Genomic DNA, 15,551 nt, shown 5'->3' with positions numbered 1-15,551 from the left:
GATCAGCGAGCTCCCAGGAGGTGTTCGAGGGCCAACTGCGACAGGTGGACGAAACCGTAACCCTGCGCACCGGCCGCGTCCACGTCGTAGTCCTCGAACGCGGACTTGTCCGCGAGGAAGGACTCGACGGTCTCCCCGCGGGAGAGGGTCGGCAGGCCCAGCTCGGCGACCTTGGCGGCGGCGAGCGCCTCCTGCACCTCCGGGTCGGCGCGGTACGCCGCGACCCGCTCCTTGAGCAGCAGGTAGGTGCGCATGTTGGCGGCCGCGCTGGACCACACGCCGTCGAGGTCCTCGGTGCGCAGCGGCTTGTAGTCGAAGTGCCGCGGGCCCTCGTAGCCGCCGTTCTCCAGCAGGTCGACGAGGAAGAACGCGGACAGCACGTCGCCGTGGCCGAAGATCAGGTCCTGGTCGAAGCGCGGGCCGTGCTGGCCGTTGAGGTCGATGTGGAACAGCTTGCCCTGCCACAGCGCCTGCGAGATGCCGTGGACGAAGTTCAGGCCCGCCATCTGCTCGTGGCCGACCTCGGGGTTCACGCCCACCAGCTCGTGGTGCTCCAGCGTGGAGATGAACGCCAGCGCGTGGCCGATCGTGGGCAGCAGGATGTCGCCGCGGGGCTCGTTCGGCTTGGGCTCCAGCGCGAACCGGATGCCGTAGCCCTTGTCCTCGGAGTACTGCGCGATGGTGTCGATCGCCTCGCGGTAGCGGTCCAGGGCGAAGCGGACGTCCTTCGCGGCGTCGGTCTCGGAGCCCTCGCGGCCACCCCAGAGGACGAACGTCTTGGCGCCGAACTCCGCGGCCAGGTCGAGGTTGCGCAGCACCTTGCGCAGCGCGTACCGGCGCACGCCGCGGTCGTTGCTGGTGAAGCCGCCGTCCTTGAACACCGGGTGGGTGAACAGGTTCGTCGTGACCATCGGCACGGTCAGGCCGGTCTCCTCGATCGCCTCGCGGAACAGCGAGATCCGCTTGTCGCGCTCGCCGCCCTCGGTGCCGAAGGGGATCAGGTCGTCGTCGTGCAGCGTGACGCCCCACGCGCCGAGCTCGGCCAGCTTGTGCACGGTCTGCACCGGGTCGAGCTGCGGCCGCGTCGCGTCGCCGAACGGGTCCCGCGCGGGCCAACCGACCGTCCACAGGCCGAAGCTGAACCGGTCCTCACGAGTGGGCTTCGTCGCCACGGGTCCTCCTCCAATAAGTTTGATGCCTAAACTTATAGCGCGTTCGTCGGCCGGTCAACGCCTTCGCCCGGTCGTGCGACAGCTACCATCGCGCGGTGTCCTCACCGCAGCCAGCCGGGCAGCACACCGTTCGCAGGCACAACAGCGCCTTGGTCCTCAACGCCATCGCGGACCCCTCCGGTCATTCGCGCGCCGAGATCGCCGCGCGGACCGGCCTCACCAAGGCCACCGTGTCGAGCCTCGTGGACCGGATGATCGGCGCGAACCTCGTCGTGGAGGGCGCGGCCGCCGTCCGCCCCGGCCCCGGCCGCCGCGGCACCGCCCTGTACCTCGCGCCCGGCGGACCGCACGGTCTGGGCGTGGAGATCGGCGTCGACTACGTCGCCACCTGCCTGATCGACCTCACCGGCGAGGTCCGCGCCCGCTGGCTCCAGCAGGCGGACAACCGCGTCCTCTCCCCCGCCCGCGTGCTGTCGCGCGTGGCCAAGGCCGTGAAGACCGCGCTCGTCGAGGCCGACCGGATGGGCGTGCGGGTCGGCGGCATGGGCGTCGCCGTGCCCGGACTGGTGGAGTCCGCGACCGGCATCCTGCGGATCGCGCCGAACCTCGGCTGGCGGGACGTGGACGTGCGCGGCGAGCTGCGCAGGCGCGCACCCCTCGACGACATCCCGGTGCTCGTGGGCAACGAGGCGAACTTCGCCGCGCTCGCCGAGCTGTGGCAGGGCACCGGCCCGCGCGACTTCGTCCACGTGTCCGGCGAGATCGGCATCGGCGCGGGCATCGTGGTCGACGGCGGCCTGTTCGAGGGCGTGTTCGGCTTCGGCGGCGAGATCGGCCACATGATGGTCGACCCGCGCGGCCCCGAGTGCGCCTGCGGCTCGCGCGGCTGCCTGGAACGCGTCGCGGGCCAGGAGGAGATCCTGCGCCAGGCGGGCGTCCTCGACGACCGCGCGCCGGAGGCGCTGGTCGCGGACCTCGTGGACCGCCTGACCAACCGCGACCGCAAGTCGCTGGCGGCGGCCCGCTCGGCGGCCAAGTCGCTGGGCATCGCGCTGTCCGGCGTGGTCAACCTGCTGGACCTGCCGACCGTCGTGCTGGGCGGCACCTACGCCCGCCTCGCGCCCTGGCTGTGGGAACCGCTCCAGGCCGAACTGGCGCAACGGGTGGTCAGCTCGGCGTGGTCGCCGATCGAGATCATCGCCTCCACCCTGGGCGCCGAGGCGGCCGTGCGCGGCGCGGCCGGGTCGGCGGTCCGCGCGATCCTGGCCGACCCCGACCCGTACGTGGCCGCGGTCCTGGTCTAGCCCGCCCCTAGTTCGGCGCGCATGTGGCGGCGGGCGTCGTGGATGCGGGACTTCACGGTGGTCTGGGGAACGTTCAGCAGGTCGGCGATCTCGGCGTAGCCGAGCTTGCAGACGTCGCGGTACACGAGGGCCTCGGCCAGCAGCGGTTGGCGGGTGTGCAGCCTCTCCAGCGCGCCGAGCAGGTCCAGGCGGGAACCGGCGATCACGCTGGTGCGGCGCGGGTCGACCAGGTGGTCCTCGGGCGGGGTGCCGGTGATCTCCGCGCGGTGCAGCAGGCGGAACCGCTGCCTGGCCACGTTGACCACCAGGGCGTACATCCAGCCGCGGAACGACTCCTCGCGCGGGCGGGTGGGGAGGGTGTCGGCGATGCGCAGCAACGCCTCCTGCGCGGCGTCCTCGACGTCCTCCGGGACCTCCAGGAACCGTGCGCACGTCCGCATCACCGCCGGGCGGACGCGGTCCAGCAGGGTGTTCACGGCGGTGGTGTCGCCGCGTTCGGCGGAGGCCACCAGCTCGTCCAAGCCGTCAGAAGACATCGGACCCCGCGAACTCCGTGACGTCGAGCCGTCCGTGGTCGCACACGCTCACCGCGAACGGCAGGTCGAGCGCGCCCGTGTCGCCCGGCGGCACCACGCGCAGCGCCGCGCTGGGCGGCTGGCACGGGCCCGACTCGGGTTCGTCGCCGGTCGGCACGACCCCGTACGAGACGCGCGCGTACGCCTGCCCGCCCGGCCCGAGCACCACCGAGTCCACTGTGGACCACACGGTGTTGTGCTGCGCCCCGCGCATCGGCAGGGAACCGCTGTCCAGCAACGAGTACGTGCCGAACCCCAGCACCGAGCACGGCGTGCCGCCCGCGTTGGTGAGCACGACCAGGAAACCCCGGTGCCCGGCGGCGGTGAACCGCGCGGGCGGCGAGTCGATCCGCCCGGTGAGGTCCCGCGCGCGACAGGGACCGGTCGGGAGGGTCGTGGACGTGGTGGTGGCGGGCGCTGGAGGAGGAGGTGTGGCCGACGTCGACCCGACCGAGGAGGAAGCCGGGGAGGTAACCGTCGTGGTCTCCGTCGGCGGGGCGGTGGTGGACGTGGTGGTCCCGCGCGGCAGCGGCGACGGGTCGCCCGCCAGCACGGTCGACGTGCTCGCGGCGGGTGTCGCGAATGCCACCGCGACGGCGACGAGCACGATCGGGACGACTCCGGAAAGCAGCAGTGCCGTCCGTCGTCGAATTCCCGACATCGCGTTCCCCTCGCCGTGCGCCCGTGCTCCGACGACACTAGTGCGTATTCGGCATTCGGGTGAAACGGTGAATTTCGTGATCGTGTCCGTCTCGATCGGTACTGCGATGCTGACGGCATGAGCACCGCGCAGCCGATCGTGAGCGACCGCTTCGACCTGGAGGGTCTCCTCGGCGTCGGCGGGTTCGCGTCGGTGTGGGCGGCGCGCGACACCGTGCTCGACACGCGGGTCGCGGTGAAGGTGCTCGCCGACAACTGGACCGCCGTGCCGGACGTCCGCGAGCGCTTCCTGGACGAGGTCCGGGTGCTGCGCAAGGTGTCGTCGCCGCACGTCGTGCGGGTGTTCGACCTGGCGCTCTCGGCGAGCGGCAGGCCGTACTTCGCGATGGAGCTGGCCGACCGGGGCACGCTGGAGGAGCGCACCGCGGGCGCGCCGATGGCGCCGCTCGACGCGCTGGACGTGCTGGGCCAGGTCTGCGCCGGGGTGACCGCGCTGCACGAGGCCGGGGTCGTGCACCGCGACCTCAAGCCGTCGAACGTCCTGCTGCGCTGGGACGCCGACGCGGGCCGCGAGTCGGCCGTCGTCGCCGACCTCGGGCTGTCGAAGTCGCTGGCCGACGGCTCCGGGTTCACCGTCGCCGTCGGCTCGTCCGGCTACACCGCCCCGGAGCAGCGCGGGCCGGGCTCGATCGTGGAGCGCCGGACCGACGTCTACGCGCTCGGCGCGCTCGCCTACCGGGTCCTGACCGGCGCGAACCCGCCGGAGAACGGTCTGTCGCCCCGAGCCCTGCGCGCGCTGCCGGGCGGTCTCGGCTCCGTCGTGGGCCGGGCGATGGCCGCGCTACCCGCCGACCGGTGGGCCACGGCGGACGCGTTCCGCGCGGCCCTGCGGCACGCCGTGGACGAGCACCGCGCGGCTCGCCGGGTCCGGGCGGTAGCCGCGGTGGCCGTCGTCGCGGCGCTCGTGCTGGCCGCCGTGAGCGCGGACGACCCACCCGGCGACTCGGAGACCACCGTCGCCGCCCCGGACGACGGCCTGAGCGTCACGGTGCCCGTGGCGTGGGCCAGGCAGGTCCGCACCGGCGGCTGGAGCCCCGGCGCGGAGCGGCGGCCCGCGCTGGAGGCGGCCCCCGACCTGGGCCGGTTCCACGACCTCGCGGCGGACGCGCCGGGGGTGTTCATCGGGCGCGTCGACGCCGAGGACGCCCCGGCGTGGACCGGCGAGCACGCCGAGTGCGGCACGGCGGAGGAGTCGCGGTTCGCCTCCCCGCGGTGGTCGGGCGTGGTGCGCCGGTGGGACCGCTGCCCCGGCCGCAGCGTCGACGAGGTCGTCCTGACGGGCGCGGCGGACCCGCGGCTGGTGCTCGTCGTGCAGGTCCGCGGCGGGGGCGGGAACGGGGCCGTCCGACGGCTGCTCGACAGCGTCCACGCGCGGTGACCGCGGCCGTGCGCGATTTCCGACCGCTTTTCGAGGCGGGAGTTGGTCGGTTGTGACGATGTTCAAGAAAGGTGTGCGGGCCATCGCGCTCGGGCACTTCCAGGGTGAGATTGTCCCGCCCGCGATGCGGGTGCGGACGAACGAGAGGGGAAACACCATGCGCAAGTCGATCAGCACCGGGGCCGTCCTCGCGGTCGCGTCCACGGCGGTGCTCGCCGGGGTGGCGACCGCGATGCCGAGCGACCTCCAGGCCTGCGGCGCGGGGGACGTCGACGTGGCCGTCAGCCCGAGCCCGGAGCACGCGGCGGGCCACTCCGCCTTCGTGGTCCGGTACACGGCCGCCGGCGACACGACGAACTGCGTGCTCGCGGGCGTGCCGACGAACGTCGTGTTCTTCGGTCCTGACGGCGACACCGCGCCGGGCATCTCCGCCACGCCCCAGCCGGGCGCGACAGCGACACCGGTGACCATCTCCCCCGGCCACGCGGGCATCTCCTACCTGGTCGAGCGCACCGGGGAGCAGGCGAACCCGGTGTCCGCCATCGCGTTCTCGCTGCCGTCGAGCGCCGGAGACGTGTGGGTCGACTCGCCGTGGCCGTCGGTGCCCGTCAGCGGAGCCGACGTGCAGTTGAGCCAGGTCGTCACCGAGAGCTGATCGGAGCCAGTCGTGAGCACCACCCGGAAGATCGCCACCGCCGTCGCCGCGGTCGCCTTGCTGGCGGCCTGCACGAGCCAGGGCGGCGGCACGGCCACGTCGTCCACCGGCTCCGCGTCGGTCCCGGCCAAGACGCAGAGCCAGACCCCCTCGACGCCCGCGGGGTCCTCCGCGGCGTCCGCGCCCGCCATCGCCTCCGGGCCCGCGGGCTGCAAGTCCGCCGACCTCGCGGTGACCCTCACCCCCGACCAGGGCGGAGGGGGCATGAACAAGAACCGGGAGGTGCTGACGTTCACCAACAAGGGCGCGGCCGAGTGCACGCTCCAGGGCTCGCCGGGCGTGTCCTTCGTGACCGGTGACGCGGGCACGCAGGTGGGCGCTCCCGCGACCAAGGAGGCCGAGGGCGGGGCCGTGGTGCCGCTGGCGCCGGGCGCGTCGGCAACCAGCGCGCTGGCGATCACCAACGCCGACGTCTTCGACCCGGCGGAGTGCGCCCCCGCGGACGTCCGCGGCCTGCGCGTCTACCCGCCGGGTGAGACGGCGGCGGTGTTCGTGGACCACCAGCAGAAGGCGTGCTCCGCGCCGGAGAAGTCCACGATGGTCGTCGGCCAGGTCAAGGGATAACGCCGAACGAACGGGGAAGCGCCTCTCCCGCAGGGGAAAGGCGCTTCCCGGCGTTTTAGCGGAGAACGCGCGGGTCGGCGTGCAGCCGCTCGGCGAGCTTGACGGTGATGAACTCGTTGTTGTCGGCCTTGCCGGGCGTGCGGCCCGAGGAGAACGGGAAGTTGTTGTCGTTCAACACTCCCAGGGTGTTGTCGTCCAGGATCACCACGTCCTCGATGGTGGTGAACGGGAAGCGGAACGTCTCGTCGAAGCCGCCGACGCGCTTCGGGTTCGCGATGTCCAGCAGGTCCACGACGAGGGTCTTGTCGAGCTTGCCGTCGTGGTCGCGGTCGCGCTTGTCGGCCAGGTAGATCTTCTTCACCTTGGCGTCCGCGCCCTGCCCGCCGTCGCGCTCGATGACGAGGAACCTGTTGCGGTCCACCGTGATCATGTCGCCGATGGCGAGGTCCGGCGTGCCGAGCTGGTACACGAACTTCTGCCCGGTGTACTTGCCCTTCACCGTGTCGAACTCGTTGACGCGCAGGGTTCCCGGCGTGTCACCGGCGACCGTGCCTTCCAGCAGCGGGTACAGGTAGCGGCCGTCGGGCGACTGCGCCATGCCCTCGAAACCCTTGCTGCTGCTGATGTTCGGCGTCCCGGCGGGGTTCTCCGGCGCGAACACGCCCGGCAGCGGCACGGGGGCGGCCAGCAGCCTGCCCGCGCGGTCGACGTGCAGCAGGTACGGGCCGAACTCGTCGCCGAGCCAGTAGCTGCCGTCCGGCACGCGGGTGATCGACTCGACGTCGAAGTCCGCGCCGGTCAGCACCCGATCCGGCCGGACCAGCGGGAACGGCACCAGGCCGCGCGGGTCGGTCAGCGTGACGCCACCGAGCACGTCGACCGCGCCGGAGGCGAAGTCCGGGGCGATGCGGTGGATCCGGAGCAGGAAGTCGGCGCTGTTCGCCTTGTTGCCGTACCCGTTGTCCGACAGCACCTCGAACGTGCCGTCGCCGTTGCGGACCACACCGCTGAACCCCTGCACGGGCTGGTCGGCGAACGGCGGCACGATCCCGTTCGACGGCGTGCCGCCGAGCGCGGCGCCGGACGGCTCGCTGCCGGGGACGAACGTCTCGGCGGGCAGCGAGGCGAACTTCGTCAGCGTGGCCCGCCCGAAGTCCCTCGGACCGGTCGCGGCGGCGCCGGGGACGACGCCCGCCACGGTCGCGAGCAGGGCCAGTCCGACGACCAGAGGTCTCCGCATGGGTGATCCGTTCTCTCCTGCGCGCCCACCTCCGGCCGCGCGGTGCGCGCGCACCGTAGGCGGGCGAGGTGAACGGAACCCCAACCGTCAGCAGGGCTTGCGGTACCTGCCGGTGTATTCCGCCCACTTGCGGTGGCCGCCGATCCACCGCCGCAGCAGCCGGACGTACCCGCGCACCTGCTCGTCGACCTGGTGGCCGAACGAGGGCAGCGCGGCGGCCTTGCGGAGGAAGTCGCGCACCTCGTCGTCGTGGATCTCCACGGCGCGGTCCACGGCCTGGTCGAGCACGACGGACTGGGACCGCATGGTCACCAGCACGAGGTTGTGCACCCCGCCGCGGGCGATCTCGGCGCGGTGGGTGTGGAGGTCCCGCGCGTAGCCCACGACGCGGCAGGCGGTGGCGGCGAGCTCGCGGAGCGCGGAGTGCTCGCGGACCGGTGGCGGCAGGTCGATCCCGTCGACCGGGCCGCCGAACCGGAACAGCGGGTGCAGGCCCGCGGTGAGCTCGCACAGCGCCGCGTGCGCCTCGGGGGTGGGGACGAGCCCGTGGTGCTCGTCGAGCGCCTCGCGGGTGAACGCGGCGAACATCCGCTCCACCTCCTCGGCGAACGACTCCAGCCAGTCCGGCCCGCCCAGCGCGAGCAGCCGGACCCGCAGGTCCGCCATCGCCTCGACCCTGGGGTCGCCGGGCGGCACCGGTTCCGCGCGCAGCACGGCCAGCAGCAGTTCCAGGTCGTCGGCCGACCCGCGCTCGTCCCGCAGGACGGTCTGCAGGAGCGCCCAGTCGCCGACCAGCCGCAACCGCTCGTAGTCGGCGTTCGGGAACCCGTAGCCGACCAGGTGCCCGAGGTCCATCCCGAGCGCCTCGGCCATCCCGTGCGGCGGCAGCAGGCCGAGCGACACCGCCCAGCCGACCGAGTGGTCGGTGACCAGGTGGTCCACGACGTTCGACTCGGTGTCGAACGCGCACATCACGAACGGCGGCGTGACCTCCGCCCGAGCTTCCGGCACATCGAGTCCGCTGAGTGTGAACGTGCCTACGCTCATGGCTCACCTCCGTTGGCTGTTGTCCAGGACCGGGCGGCAGTGACCGGCCACATCGGAAAAATAACGGCGTTTCACAATCGTGGACAACCCCTACCCGCCCCTAGACCGCGTGGTCCGGAATCCGCCACTGGACGTCGTCGGACCAGCTCAGGACAATCGGAGGCGGTGACGAGGAGGTGGCAGGGTGCCGCGTGGGGAACGCCCGCTCGACGACGGGGACACTCCGCTGCTGAGGTTCGCCGCCGATCTGCGGACGCTGCGGGACCAGGCGGGCGGCCGCACCTACCGCCAACTGGGCACCCGCGCCCACTACTCGGCCACCACGCTGTCGGACGCCGCGGGCGGCCGGAAGCTGCCCAGCCTGGCCGTGACCTTGGCCTACGTGCAGGCGTGCGACGGCGATCCGAGCGTCTGGGAGAACCGGTGGCGCGAGGTCGCCGCCGAGGTCGCGCCCGCCGAGGCGCCCCCCGCGGACCACGGAACACCCCCGTACGCCGGGCTGGCGGCGTTCCGGCCCGAGGACGCGGACCGCTACTTCGGCCGGGACCGGATGCTCGACGACCTGGTCGGCCGGATGTCCGAGCGGCGGCTGGTGGGCGTGTTCGGCGCGTCGGGGGCGGGCAAATCGTCCCTTTTACGGGCGGGGCTGGTGCCCCGGATCGCCGAGGGCGCGCTGGAGTGCACGTCGTCGATCGTGGTCACCCCCGCCGAGCTGGACCTCAGCGCGGACGTGCTGGACCGGGTCATCGGCGCCGAGGTCGACGCGATGGTGCTCGTCGTCGACCAGTTCGAGGAGGTCTTCACCCTCATCCAGGACCCGGCCGCGCGCACGGCGTTCATCGAGGGCCTGCTGGACGCGTCGAGGACCCGCTGCCGGGTCGTGCTCGGCGTCCGCGCCGACTTCTACGGCCACTGCGCGCAGCACCCCGGCCTGGTCGAGGCGCTGACCGACGCGCAGCTGCTGGTCGGCCCGATGTCCGCGGAGGAGCTGCGGCAGGCGATCATGCGGCCCGCCGCCAAGGTGGGCTGCACCGTGGAGACCGCGCTGGTGACCAGGCTGGTCGCGGACGCCACCGGCCAGCCCGGCGTCCTGCCGCTGGTGTCGCACGCGCTGCTGGAGACGTGGCGGCGAAGACGCGGGACGACCCTCACCCTGGCCGGGTACGAGGCGGCGGGCGGCATCCGGCACGCGCTCGCGCAGACCGCCGAACGCACCTACACGGCGCTGGAGACCGACCAGCGCGCCGTGGCCCGGCAGATCTTCCTGAGGCTCACCGCGCTCGGCGACCGCACCGAGGACACCAAGCGCAGGCTCGCCCGCGGCGAGCTGGACACCGACGACGTCGACACGCAGGTCGTGCTGGACCGCCTCGCGCACGCCCGGCTGCTCACGCTGGACCGGGACTCCGTCGAGATCGCCCACGAGGTGCTGATCAGCGCGTGGCCGCGGCTGCGCGGCTGGCTGAACGAGAACCGCGACGGCCTGCGCACCGGGCGGCAGCTCACCGAGGCCGCCGCCACCTGGGACACGCTGTCCCGTGAACCGGACTCCCTGTACCGCGGCACCCGGCTGGACGCCGCCGCCGAGTGGGCCGTCCACGACGAGGTGCGGCTGAGCACCCGCGAACGGGAGTTCCTCACCGCCAGCCTCAGCGCGCGCGACCGGGAGCAGTCGCTCGCGCTGCGCCGCACGCGCAGGCTGCGGCAGCTCGTGGCGCTGCTGCTGGTGCTGCTCGTGCTCGCGGGCGGGGCGATCGTGCAGACCATCCGCGCGCAGGACGTGGCGGACAAGCAGCGCAACATCGCGGTCGCGCAGCAGATCGCGGGCGCCGCCGTGCGGTTGCAGAGCGGCAGCCCGGACCTCGCGAAGAAGCTCAGCGTGGCCGCGTACCGGCTGGAGCCCACCAGGGACGTGGTGGACAGCCTGCTGACCACGTCCACGGCGACCTGGACCGACAGCCTCATCCGCCGGATAGTGCCCCAGGCGGACAACCCGATGGGCCCGGACGGCAACCCCGTGCGCGGGCGGGGGCAGGCCGCCGTGCAGGACGGCGCGAGCGAGCCGGGAGCGGTGAAGTCGCTCGGGTTCAGCGCGTCCGGCCGGGTGCTGGCGACCACGCTCGACGAGGTGTGGGACCTCACCGACTCGTCGAGGGCCGTTCTGCTGCACCGGTTCCCGAAGCGGATGGCCGCCGCGGCGCTGTCGCCGGACGGCAGCCGGATGGCGACGATCGACGGCGACGACACCACCGCGCTGCGGCTGTGGACCGTGCCCGCCTCCGGTGTGCCGGAGCTGAGGTCGATCCTGCCGCGCAGCGGGATCCGGGGCCGGGACGTGCGGTTCGACCAGAGCAGCCAGGTGCTCGTCACGATCGACGAGGACAGCACCACCAGCCTGTGGCGGCTGGACACCGGCGACGGGCCGCACGTGTTCGGCGAGCTGCACAGCATCCCGCACATCTCCGCGGTGGCGCTGTCGCGGGACCGGCGGCTGCTGGCGACCGGCGGCGGGGACGGCGTGATCCGGCTGTGGGACCTCGCGGACCCGTGGCACCCGGTGGGCCTCGCCGTGCTGGCGCCGCAGTCGAACGGGATCAGGGCGCTCGCGCTGTCCAAGGACGGCAAGTGGCTGGCCAGCGCGGCGGCCGACGAGACCGTGCGGATGTTCGACGTCTCGAACCCGCGCTTCCCCGGCGTGCCGGCGACCATCAGCGGGCCGACCACGTCCGTGCACAGCATCGAGTTCGTGCCGCGGGACGCGAGCGAGGACGGCATGATGGTGATGACGTCGGCGGGCGACGGCTCGTCGCGGCGCTGGGACTTCGACGTGGACAACGCGGTCGGGAGGCTGTGCGCGGGCCCGGCGCTGACCCGCGCCGAGTGGAACCGGTTCTTCCCCGGACTGGACTTCACTCCGCCGTGCGGATGACCTGTGCTGCGGGATGACCCGGATGGGCCGATACTCGGACGGGTGAGCACTCCCCGTGATGACCGCACGACCGACGTCCACCCCGTGGAACTCGGGGTGCCGAACGATCCGTCGACGCCCGCGGACGAGTCGATCACGCACCCGCCGGTGGCGCTCGACCCGCTCGACGACCCGGCGACGACTCCTCCCCCGGTGCCGACGACCCCGCCCGCCTCCCACGCGAAGATCAAGCCGACCCGGATCAGCGGCACGTGGGTCGCGGTCATCGTGGCGATCTTCGTGCTGATCTTCCTGCTGGTGTTCATCCTCCAGAACCTGACCGACGTGACGATCCGGTTCCTGGGCGGCGCGTTCACCCTGCCGCTCGGCGTGGCGCTGCTGTTCGCCGCGATCGGCGGCGCGCTGCTGGTCGCGCTGGTCGGCGCGGCCCGCATCATGCAGCTGCGCCGCCAGACCAAGCGCGCCCTGCGCTAGACCCCGAGCGGCTCGGGCGTGCGCCGTGCCGCGTAGTGGCCGAGCGCCCGGACGACGACCTTGGTGAAGGTGTTGGGCAGCAACGGTTCCAGCGCGGCCCACGCGGTGTCCACATGGGACCGCGCCTCGGCGTGGCAGGCCCGCACGGCGCCGCACTCCACCAGGGCGGCCGCCACCTCGCGCACGGTGCCGAGGTCGGCGCGCCCGTCCCGGACCGCCGCCCAGACGGCCGCCATCCGGTCCGGTGGCAGCAGGCCGACCGCCCGCGCCAGCGGCATGGTCACCTTGCCCGCGCGCAGGTCCTCGCCGACGTGCTTGGTCGCGCGGACCTCGCCGGACGCCGCCGGACCGGTGACGCCGTCGAGGTCCATCAGGTCGTCGGTGATCTGGTAGGCCAACCCGACCGCCTCGAAGTAGTCGCCGACGGCCGCCACGCGCTCCTCGTCCGCGCCCGCGACGAGCGCGCCGATCTCGGCGAACGCGCGGGCGGGCATCCCGGTCTTGAACCGCAGCGCGCCGCGCACGCCGTCGACCAGCGCGGTCCCGTCGCCGGTCGCGACGGCGAGGTCCATGGCGGCGCGGTGGCCCGCGATGTCGACGGCCTGGCCGACGTGCGCGGCGCGGACCGACCGAAGGAACGTCTGGTAGACCCGAAGCCTCAGCCGGTCGTCGTCGGGCAGGATGCGCGGCACGATCCGGTCCAGCGCGAAGTAGGCGGCGGTGCCCGCGTTCACCGCCGTGGCCACGCCGTGCACCACGTGCGCGGCAGGCACCCCGCGCCGCAGCGGCGAGTCGTCCTCCACGTCGTCCACGACGAGGTTGCCGCTGTGCACCAGTTCCACGACGCCGAGCAGCGGCGTGAACGGGTCGCTGGACACCCCGAACATCTCGATGGCGGCGCAGGTCGCGAACGTCCGCCAGCCGCGCCCGCCCGCGTCCACCACGTGCCGCACCGGCCGCACCAGCGCGTCGTGCACGACGGCGTGCGGCAGCCCGGTCGCGTCCACGCCCGCGAGGTCGGTGGTCGACGCGGCGCTCGGCGCGTCCGGGTAGAGCGCGCGCACCTCCGCGTGGGTGATGTCCCGCAGCCTGCCGAGGAACTCCTCGAACCGGCCGACCCGCCGCTCCGGCACGACGTCCAGGAACGCCCTGCCGGTGACGGGTCTGCCCGCCATGGTCCCGCGCACCCGCGCCCACCCGTGCAGGTGCGGCCCCTTGGCGATCATGGTCCGGGCCTCGCTGCGCGGGAAGTCGCCCTCCAGCACCAGGTCCAGCTCCGGCGAGGCGATCCGCCAGCGGGTGGGGTAGGTGTTCAAAGTGGACAGCGAGGTCCACGGACGGGACCCGGTCACCGAAGTGGTGGTCGGCACCAGGTCGTGCTCGGGTGAGAAGGCGTGGTCGGTGGTGACGTCCCACCCGTTGTCGAGGTGGACCGTCAGCGCGGGGTCCCCGTGCGCGAGCCACGCGGTGCCGGTGACCTGGTCCCCGTCCAGCACGCCTTCCACGTCCAACCGCGAGCAGCCGCCGTCCGCTGCGACCGGTCTGAGCGGACGGCAGACGAGGTCGGCGCGACCGGTGGTGAGCCGGTAGTCGGCGGTGAGGGCGGCGACCCCGAAGTCCAGCCCGCGCACCGGTCCCGGCAGGAGCCGGTCGGGCTCCACCGGCCGCCCGCCGTCGAGGAGTTCGCCGAACGCCTCGCGGATGCGCGGGTCCAACGCGGAATCCGCGTCGACCTGGACGCGGACCAGCCGCAGCGCGTCGTCGTCCAACCAGGCGGCACCGTCCACCAGCACGGCGTGCGAACCGTTGGCGTGCCGGAGGAAACGCACGGAGTGCCCGCGCTCGTCACCCCCGGCGGTGACGAGGTGGACGTGCAGGGTCCACCACTCGACGCCTTCGGCCGCGTTCCACCACATGAGCTACCCCTTGACTTTGCGTAGTCAACCGGTCGCTCAGTGTAGAGACGTCAGGCGCTGGCCCGAACCACCAAAGAGGTGGGAAGCAGCAGCGAGGGCGGCAACCCCTCCTCGCCCGCGAGCTCGGCGAGCAGCCGCCACGTCATCGTCCGCCCCAGCTGTTCGACGTCCTGCTTCACCGTCGTCAACGGCGGCACGGCCGTGGACGCGAGCGCGAGGTCGTCGAACCCGACCACGGCGACGTCCTCCGGCACCCGCTTGCCGTTGGCGTGCAACGCCTGCAACGCCCCGAGCGCCATGATGTCGGCGGCCACGAACACCCCGTCGATGTCCGGATCACGGGCCAGCAGCTCGGCCATCGCCTGCGCGCCACTCTCCGGGGTGAAGTCGCCGTACGCCACCAGATCCGACTCGATCCCCGACTCGGACAACCCCCGCCGCCACCCGCTCAACCGGTCCATGCCGACAGCCATGTCCTTCGGCCCGGCGATGGTCGCGATCCGCCGACGACCAACGGTGGCCAGGTGCCGCGCGGCCTCCAGCGCCCCGTTGAAGTTGTCGGCGTCGACGTACGGCACACCGGAAGCCCCCAGCGGCCGCCCACCGACCACGATCGGCAACCCGGCGTCCACCAACGTCTGCGGCAACGGGTCCTGCCCGTGCAGACTGAGGACGAGCGCCCCGTCGACGTGCCCACCGCAGAGGTACCCGACGAGGTCCTTCTCGTCGTCCTGCTGGCTCATCATCAACACCAGCTGGACCCGGTGCCCGGTCAACTCGGCGTGCACACCCCGGAGGACACCGGCGAAGAACGGATCCGACAACACCCGACTGCCCTGCTCGGACACCACCAGGGCGATGCAGTTGGTACGACTGCCCGCGAGCGTGCGCGCGGCCTGGTTCGGACTGTAGCCAAGCGTGAGGATCGCCGCGTGCACAGCTTCACGGGCCTTCGAACTGACGTACTGCTCCCCGTTGATGACACGGGAAACAGTCGACTTCGAGACCCCCGCTTCACGGGCGACCTCTTCGATCCGCGCGCCCAAGCGTCTCCCACGGGCCGCGTCGGTCACGCGAAACCCAAACCGAACACCAACACCTGGTACGACATGGGCCCCATCCTAGGTCTTCTTCGTCGAGAGTCGAACGCTCAGTCGGAACGTGTCGACAGGATGGACCAACGAGAGACGGAACCTACTGGCGCGTTTGGTCTTTGGAGTCGGGGGGCGGGGCCTTGGCTTTGGAGCCGGACTCAACCCGCCCTCGTGTCTGCTTGGCGCGTTTTGTCTTTGAACTGAGCCCCATGCCCGCTGGGGATCATGGACTCGACCCCGTGCCTGCTGGCGGTCTGAATCTCAAGCAAGAGCACCCAACTGGACCATCGCCCGAGCAGTCCCCTCCCTGCACCCCGATCCGAAGCGTCTTCGCACCCGTTTTGTCTTGTCAAGGCATCTTTCCCGCCTTGACAAGACAAAACGGGTGTTGAAATAATTGCGCGAGCGGGGTGAGGTAGGCCA

Annotated in this window: 13 protein-coding genes; 6 read left to right on the top strand and 7 right to left on the bottom strand. The window is 72.6% G+C overall.

What is annotated here, in order from left to right:
* Positions 1-2: 2 nt before the first annotated feature.
* On the bottom strand, positions 3-1,172 hold the full coding sequence (xylA, locus tag ACFWW9_RS31625; protein ID WP_390385525.1) for a xylose isomerase: 1,170 nt from the start codon (positions 1,170-1,172) through the stop codon (positions 3-5).
* A gap of 95 nt (positions 1,173-1,267) precedes the next feature.
* Here xylA and ACFWW9_RS31620 point away from each other — a divergent pair, with 95 nt between their 5' ends.
* Positions 1,268-2,476 carry an ROK family protein gene (locus ACFWW9_RS31620; protein ID WP_390385522.1) on the top strand — a complete coding sequence of 403 codons (1,209 nt, stop codon included), beginning with the start codon at positions 1,268-1,270 and terminating at the stop codon, positions 2,474-2,476.
* Here the strand turns inward: ACFWW9_RS31620 and ACFWW9_RS31615 are convergent.
* Together ACFWW9_RS31615 and ACFWW9_RS31610 are read right to left on the bottom strand one after the other, a co-directional pair.
* On the bottom strand, positions 2,473-3,012 hold the full coding sequence (locus ACFWW9_RS31615; RefSeq protein ID WP_390385519.1) for an RNA polymerase sigma factor: 540 nt from the start codon (positions 3,010-3,012) through the stop codon (positions 2,473-2,475). The genes ACFWW9_RS31620 and ACFWW9_RS31615 overlap by 4 nt on opposite strands.
* Positions 3,002-3,712, bottom strand: a complete 711-nt coding sequence (locus ACFWW9_RS31610; RefSeq protein WP_390385517.1) for a DUF4232 domain-containing protein — start codon at positions 3,710-3,712, stop codon at positions 3,002-3,004. Before ACFWW9_RS31610 ends, ACFWW9_RS31615 begins: the two co-directional genes overlap by 11 nt.
* 117 nt (positions 3,713-3,829) lie before the next feature.
* Between ACFWW9_RS31610 and ACFWW9_RS31605 the strand changes: the two genes are divergently transcribed.
* Genes ACFWW9_RS31605 through ACFWW9_RS31595 form a run of 3 tightly spaced genes read left to right on the top strand, consistent with a single transcriptional unit; the run spans position 3,830 to position 6,428 of the window.
* Positions 3,830-5,149: a serine/threonine-protein kinase gene (locus ACFWW9_RS31605; protein ID WP_390385514.1), complete on the top strand. Its 1,320-nt coding sequence runs from the start codon at positions 3,830-3,832 to the stop codon at positions 5,147-5,149.
* Positions 5,150-5,207: 58 nt separating this feature from the next.
* Complete coding sequence (locus tag ACFWW9_RS31600) at positions 5,208-5,804, top strand: DUF4232 domain-containing protein (protein WP_390385512.1); 597 nt, start codon at positions 5,208-5,210, stop codon at positions 5,802-5,804.
* Between the two features lie 12 nt (positions 5,805-5,816).
* The gene (locus tag ACFWW9_RS31595) at positions 5,817-6,428 is read left to right on the top strand and encodes a DUF4232 domain-containing protein (RefSeq protein WP_390385509.1); all 612 of its coding nucleotides are present in this window, start codon (positions 5,817-5,819) and stop codon (positions 6,426-6,428) included.
* Between the two features lie 55 nt (positions 6,429-6,483).
* Here ACFWW9_RS31595 and ACFWW9_RS31590 read toward each other — a convergent pair whose 3' ends face one another.
* Both ACFWW9_RS31590 and ACFWW9_RS31585 read right to left on the bottom strand, forming a co-directional pair.
* On the bottom strand, positions 6,484-7,668 hold the full coding sequence (locus tag ACFWW9_RS31590) for an esterase-like activity of phytase family protein (protein ID WP_390385507.1): 1,185 nt from the start codon (positions 7,666-7,668) through the stop codon (positions 6,484-6,486).
* Between the two features lie 87 nt (positions 7,669-7,755).
* Positions 7,756-8,715 carry a terpene synthase family protein gene (locus ACFWW9_RS31585; protein ID WP_390385505.1) on the bottom strand — a complete coding sequence of 320 codons (960 nt, stop codon included), beginning with the start codon at positions 8,713-8,715 and terminating at the stop codon, positions 7,756-7,758.
* A gap of 184 nt (positions 8,716-8,899) precedes the next feature.
* Between ACFWW9_RS31585 and ACFWW9_RS31580 the strand changes: the two genes are divergently transcribed.
* Complete coding sequence (locus ACFWW9_RS31580) at positions 8,900-11,644, top strand: XRE family transcriptional regulator (RefSeq protein ID WP_390385503.1); 2,745 nt, start codon at positions 8,900-8,902, stop codon at positions 11,642-11,644.
* Between the two features lie 42 nt (positions 11,645-11,686).
* On the top strand, positions 11,687-12,118 hold the full coding sequence (locus ACFWW9_RS31575) for a lipopolysaccharide assembly LapA domain-containing protein (RefSeq protein ID WP_390385501.1): 432 nt from the start codon (positions 11,687-11,689) through the stop codon (positions 12,116-12,118).
* Here the strand turns inward: ACFWW9_RS31575 and ACFWW9_RS31570 are convergent.
* Positions 12,115-14,034, bottom strand: coding sequence for a polyprenyl synthetase family protein (locus ACFWW9_RS31570; RefSeq protein ID WP_390385499.1), 1,920 nt, complete (start codon positions 14,032-14,034; stop codon positions 12,115-12,117). The two genes, ACFWW9_RS31575 and ACFWW9_RS31570, sit on opposite strands and share 4 nt — an antisense overlap.
* Before the next feature lie 50 nt (positions 14,035-14,084).
* On the bottom strand, positions 14,085-15,080 hold the full coding sequence (locus ACFWW9_RS31565; RefSeq protein WP_390385497.1) for a LacI family DNA-binding transcriptional regulator: 996 nt from the start codon (positions 15,078-15,080) through the stop codon (positions 14,085-14,087).
* Positions 15,081-15,551 lie beyond the last annotated feature (471 nt).

It is taken from the genome of Umezawaea sp. NPDC059074 (assembly GCF_042738955.1).
In the GTDB taxonomy this organism is placed as follows: domain Bacteria; phylum Actinomycetota; class Actinomycetes; order Mycobacteriales; family Pseudonocardiaceae; genus Umezawaea.
Note: the sequence above shows the minus strand (reverse complement) of the source record. Positions and strands in the feature narration are given on the sequence as shown.

Excerpts from the sequence above, each read along its gene's own strand:
- ACFWW9_RS31615 (WP_390385519.1), bottom strand. The coding sequence starts at position 3,012 with ATGTCTTCTGACGGCTTGGACGAGCTGGTGGCCTCCGCCGAACGCGGC.
- ACFWW9_RS31610 (WP_390385517.1), bottom strand. The coding sequence starts at position 3,712 with ATGTCGGGAATTCGACGACGGACGGCACTGCTGCTTTCCGGAGTCGTC.
- ACFWW9_RS31605 (WP_390385514.1), top strand. The coding sequence starts at position 3,830 with ATGAGCACCGCGCAGCCGATCGTGAGCGACCGCTTCGACCTGGAGGGT.
- ACFWW9_RS31600 (WP_390385512.1), top strand. The coding sequence starts at position 5,208 with ATGTTCAAGAAAGGTGTGCGGGCCATCGCGCTCGGGCACTTCCAGGGT.
- ACFWW9_RS31590 (WP_390385507.1), bottom strand. The coding sequence starts at position 7,668 with ATGCGGAGACCTCTGGTCGTCGGACTGGCCCTGCTCGCGACCGTGGCG.
- ACFWW9_RS31585 (WP_390385505.1), bottom strand. The coding sequence starts at position 8,715 with ATGAGCGTAGGCACGTTCACACTCAGCGGACTCGATGTGCCGGAAGCT.
- ACFWW9_RS31570 (WP_390385499.1), bottom strand. The coding sequence starts at position 14,034 with ATGTGGTGGAACGCGGCCGAAGGCGTCGAGTGGTGGACCCTGCACGTC.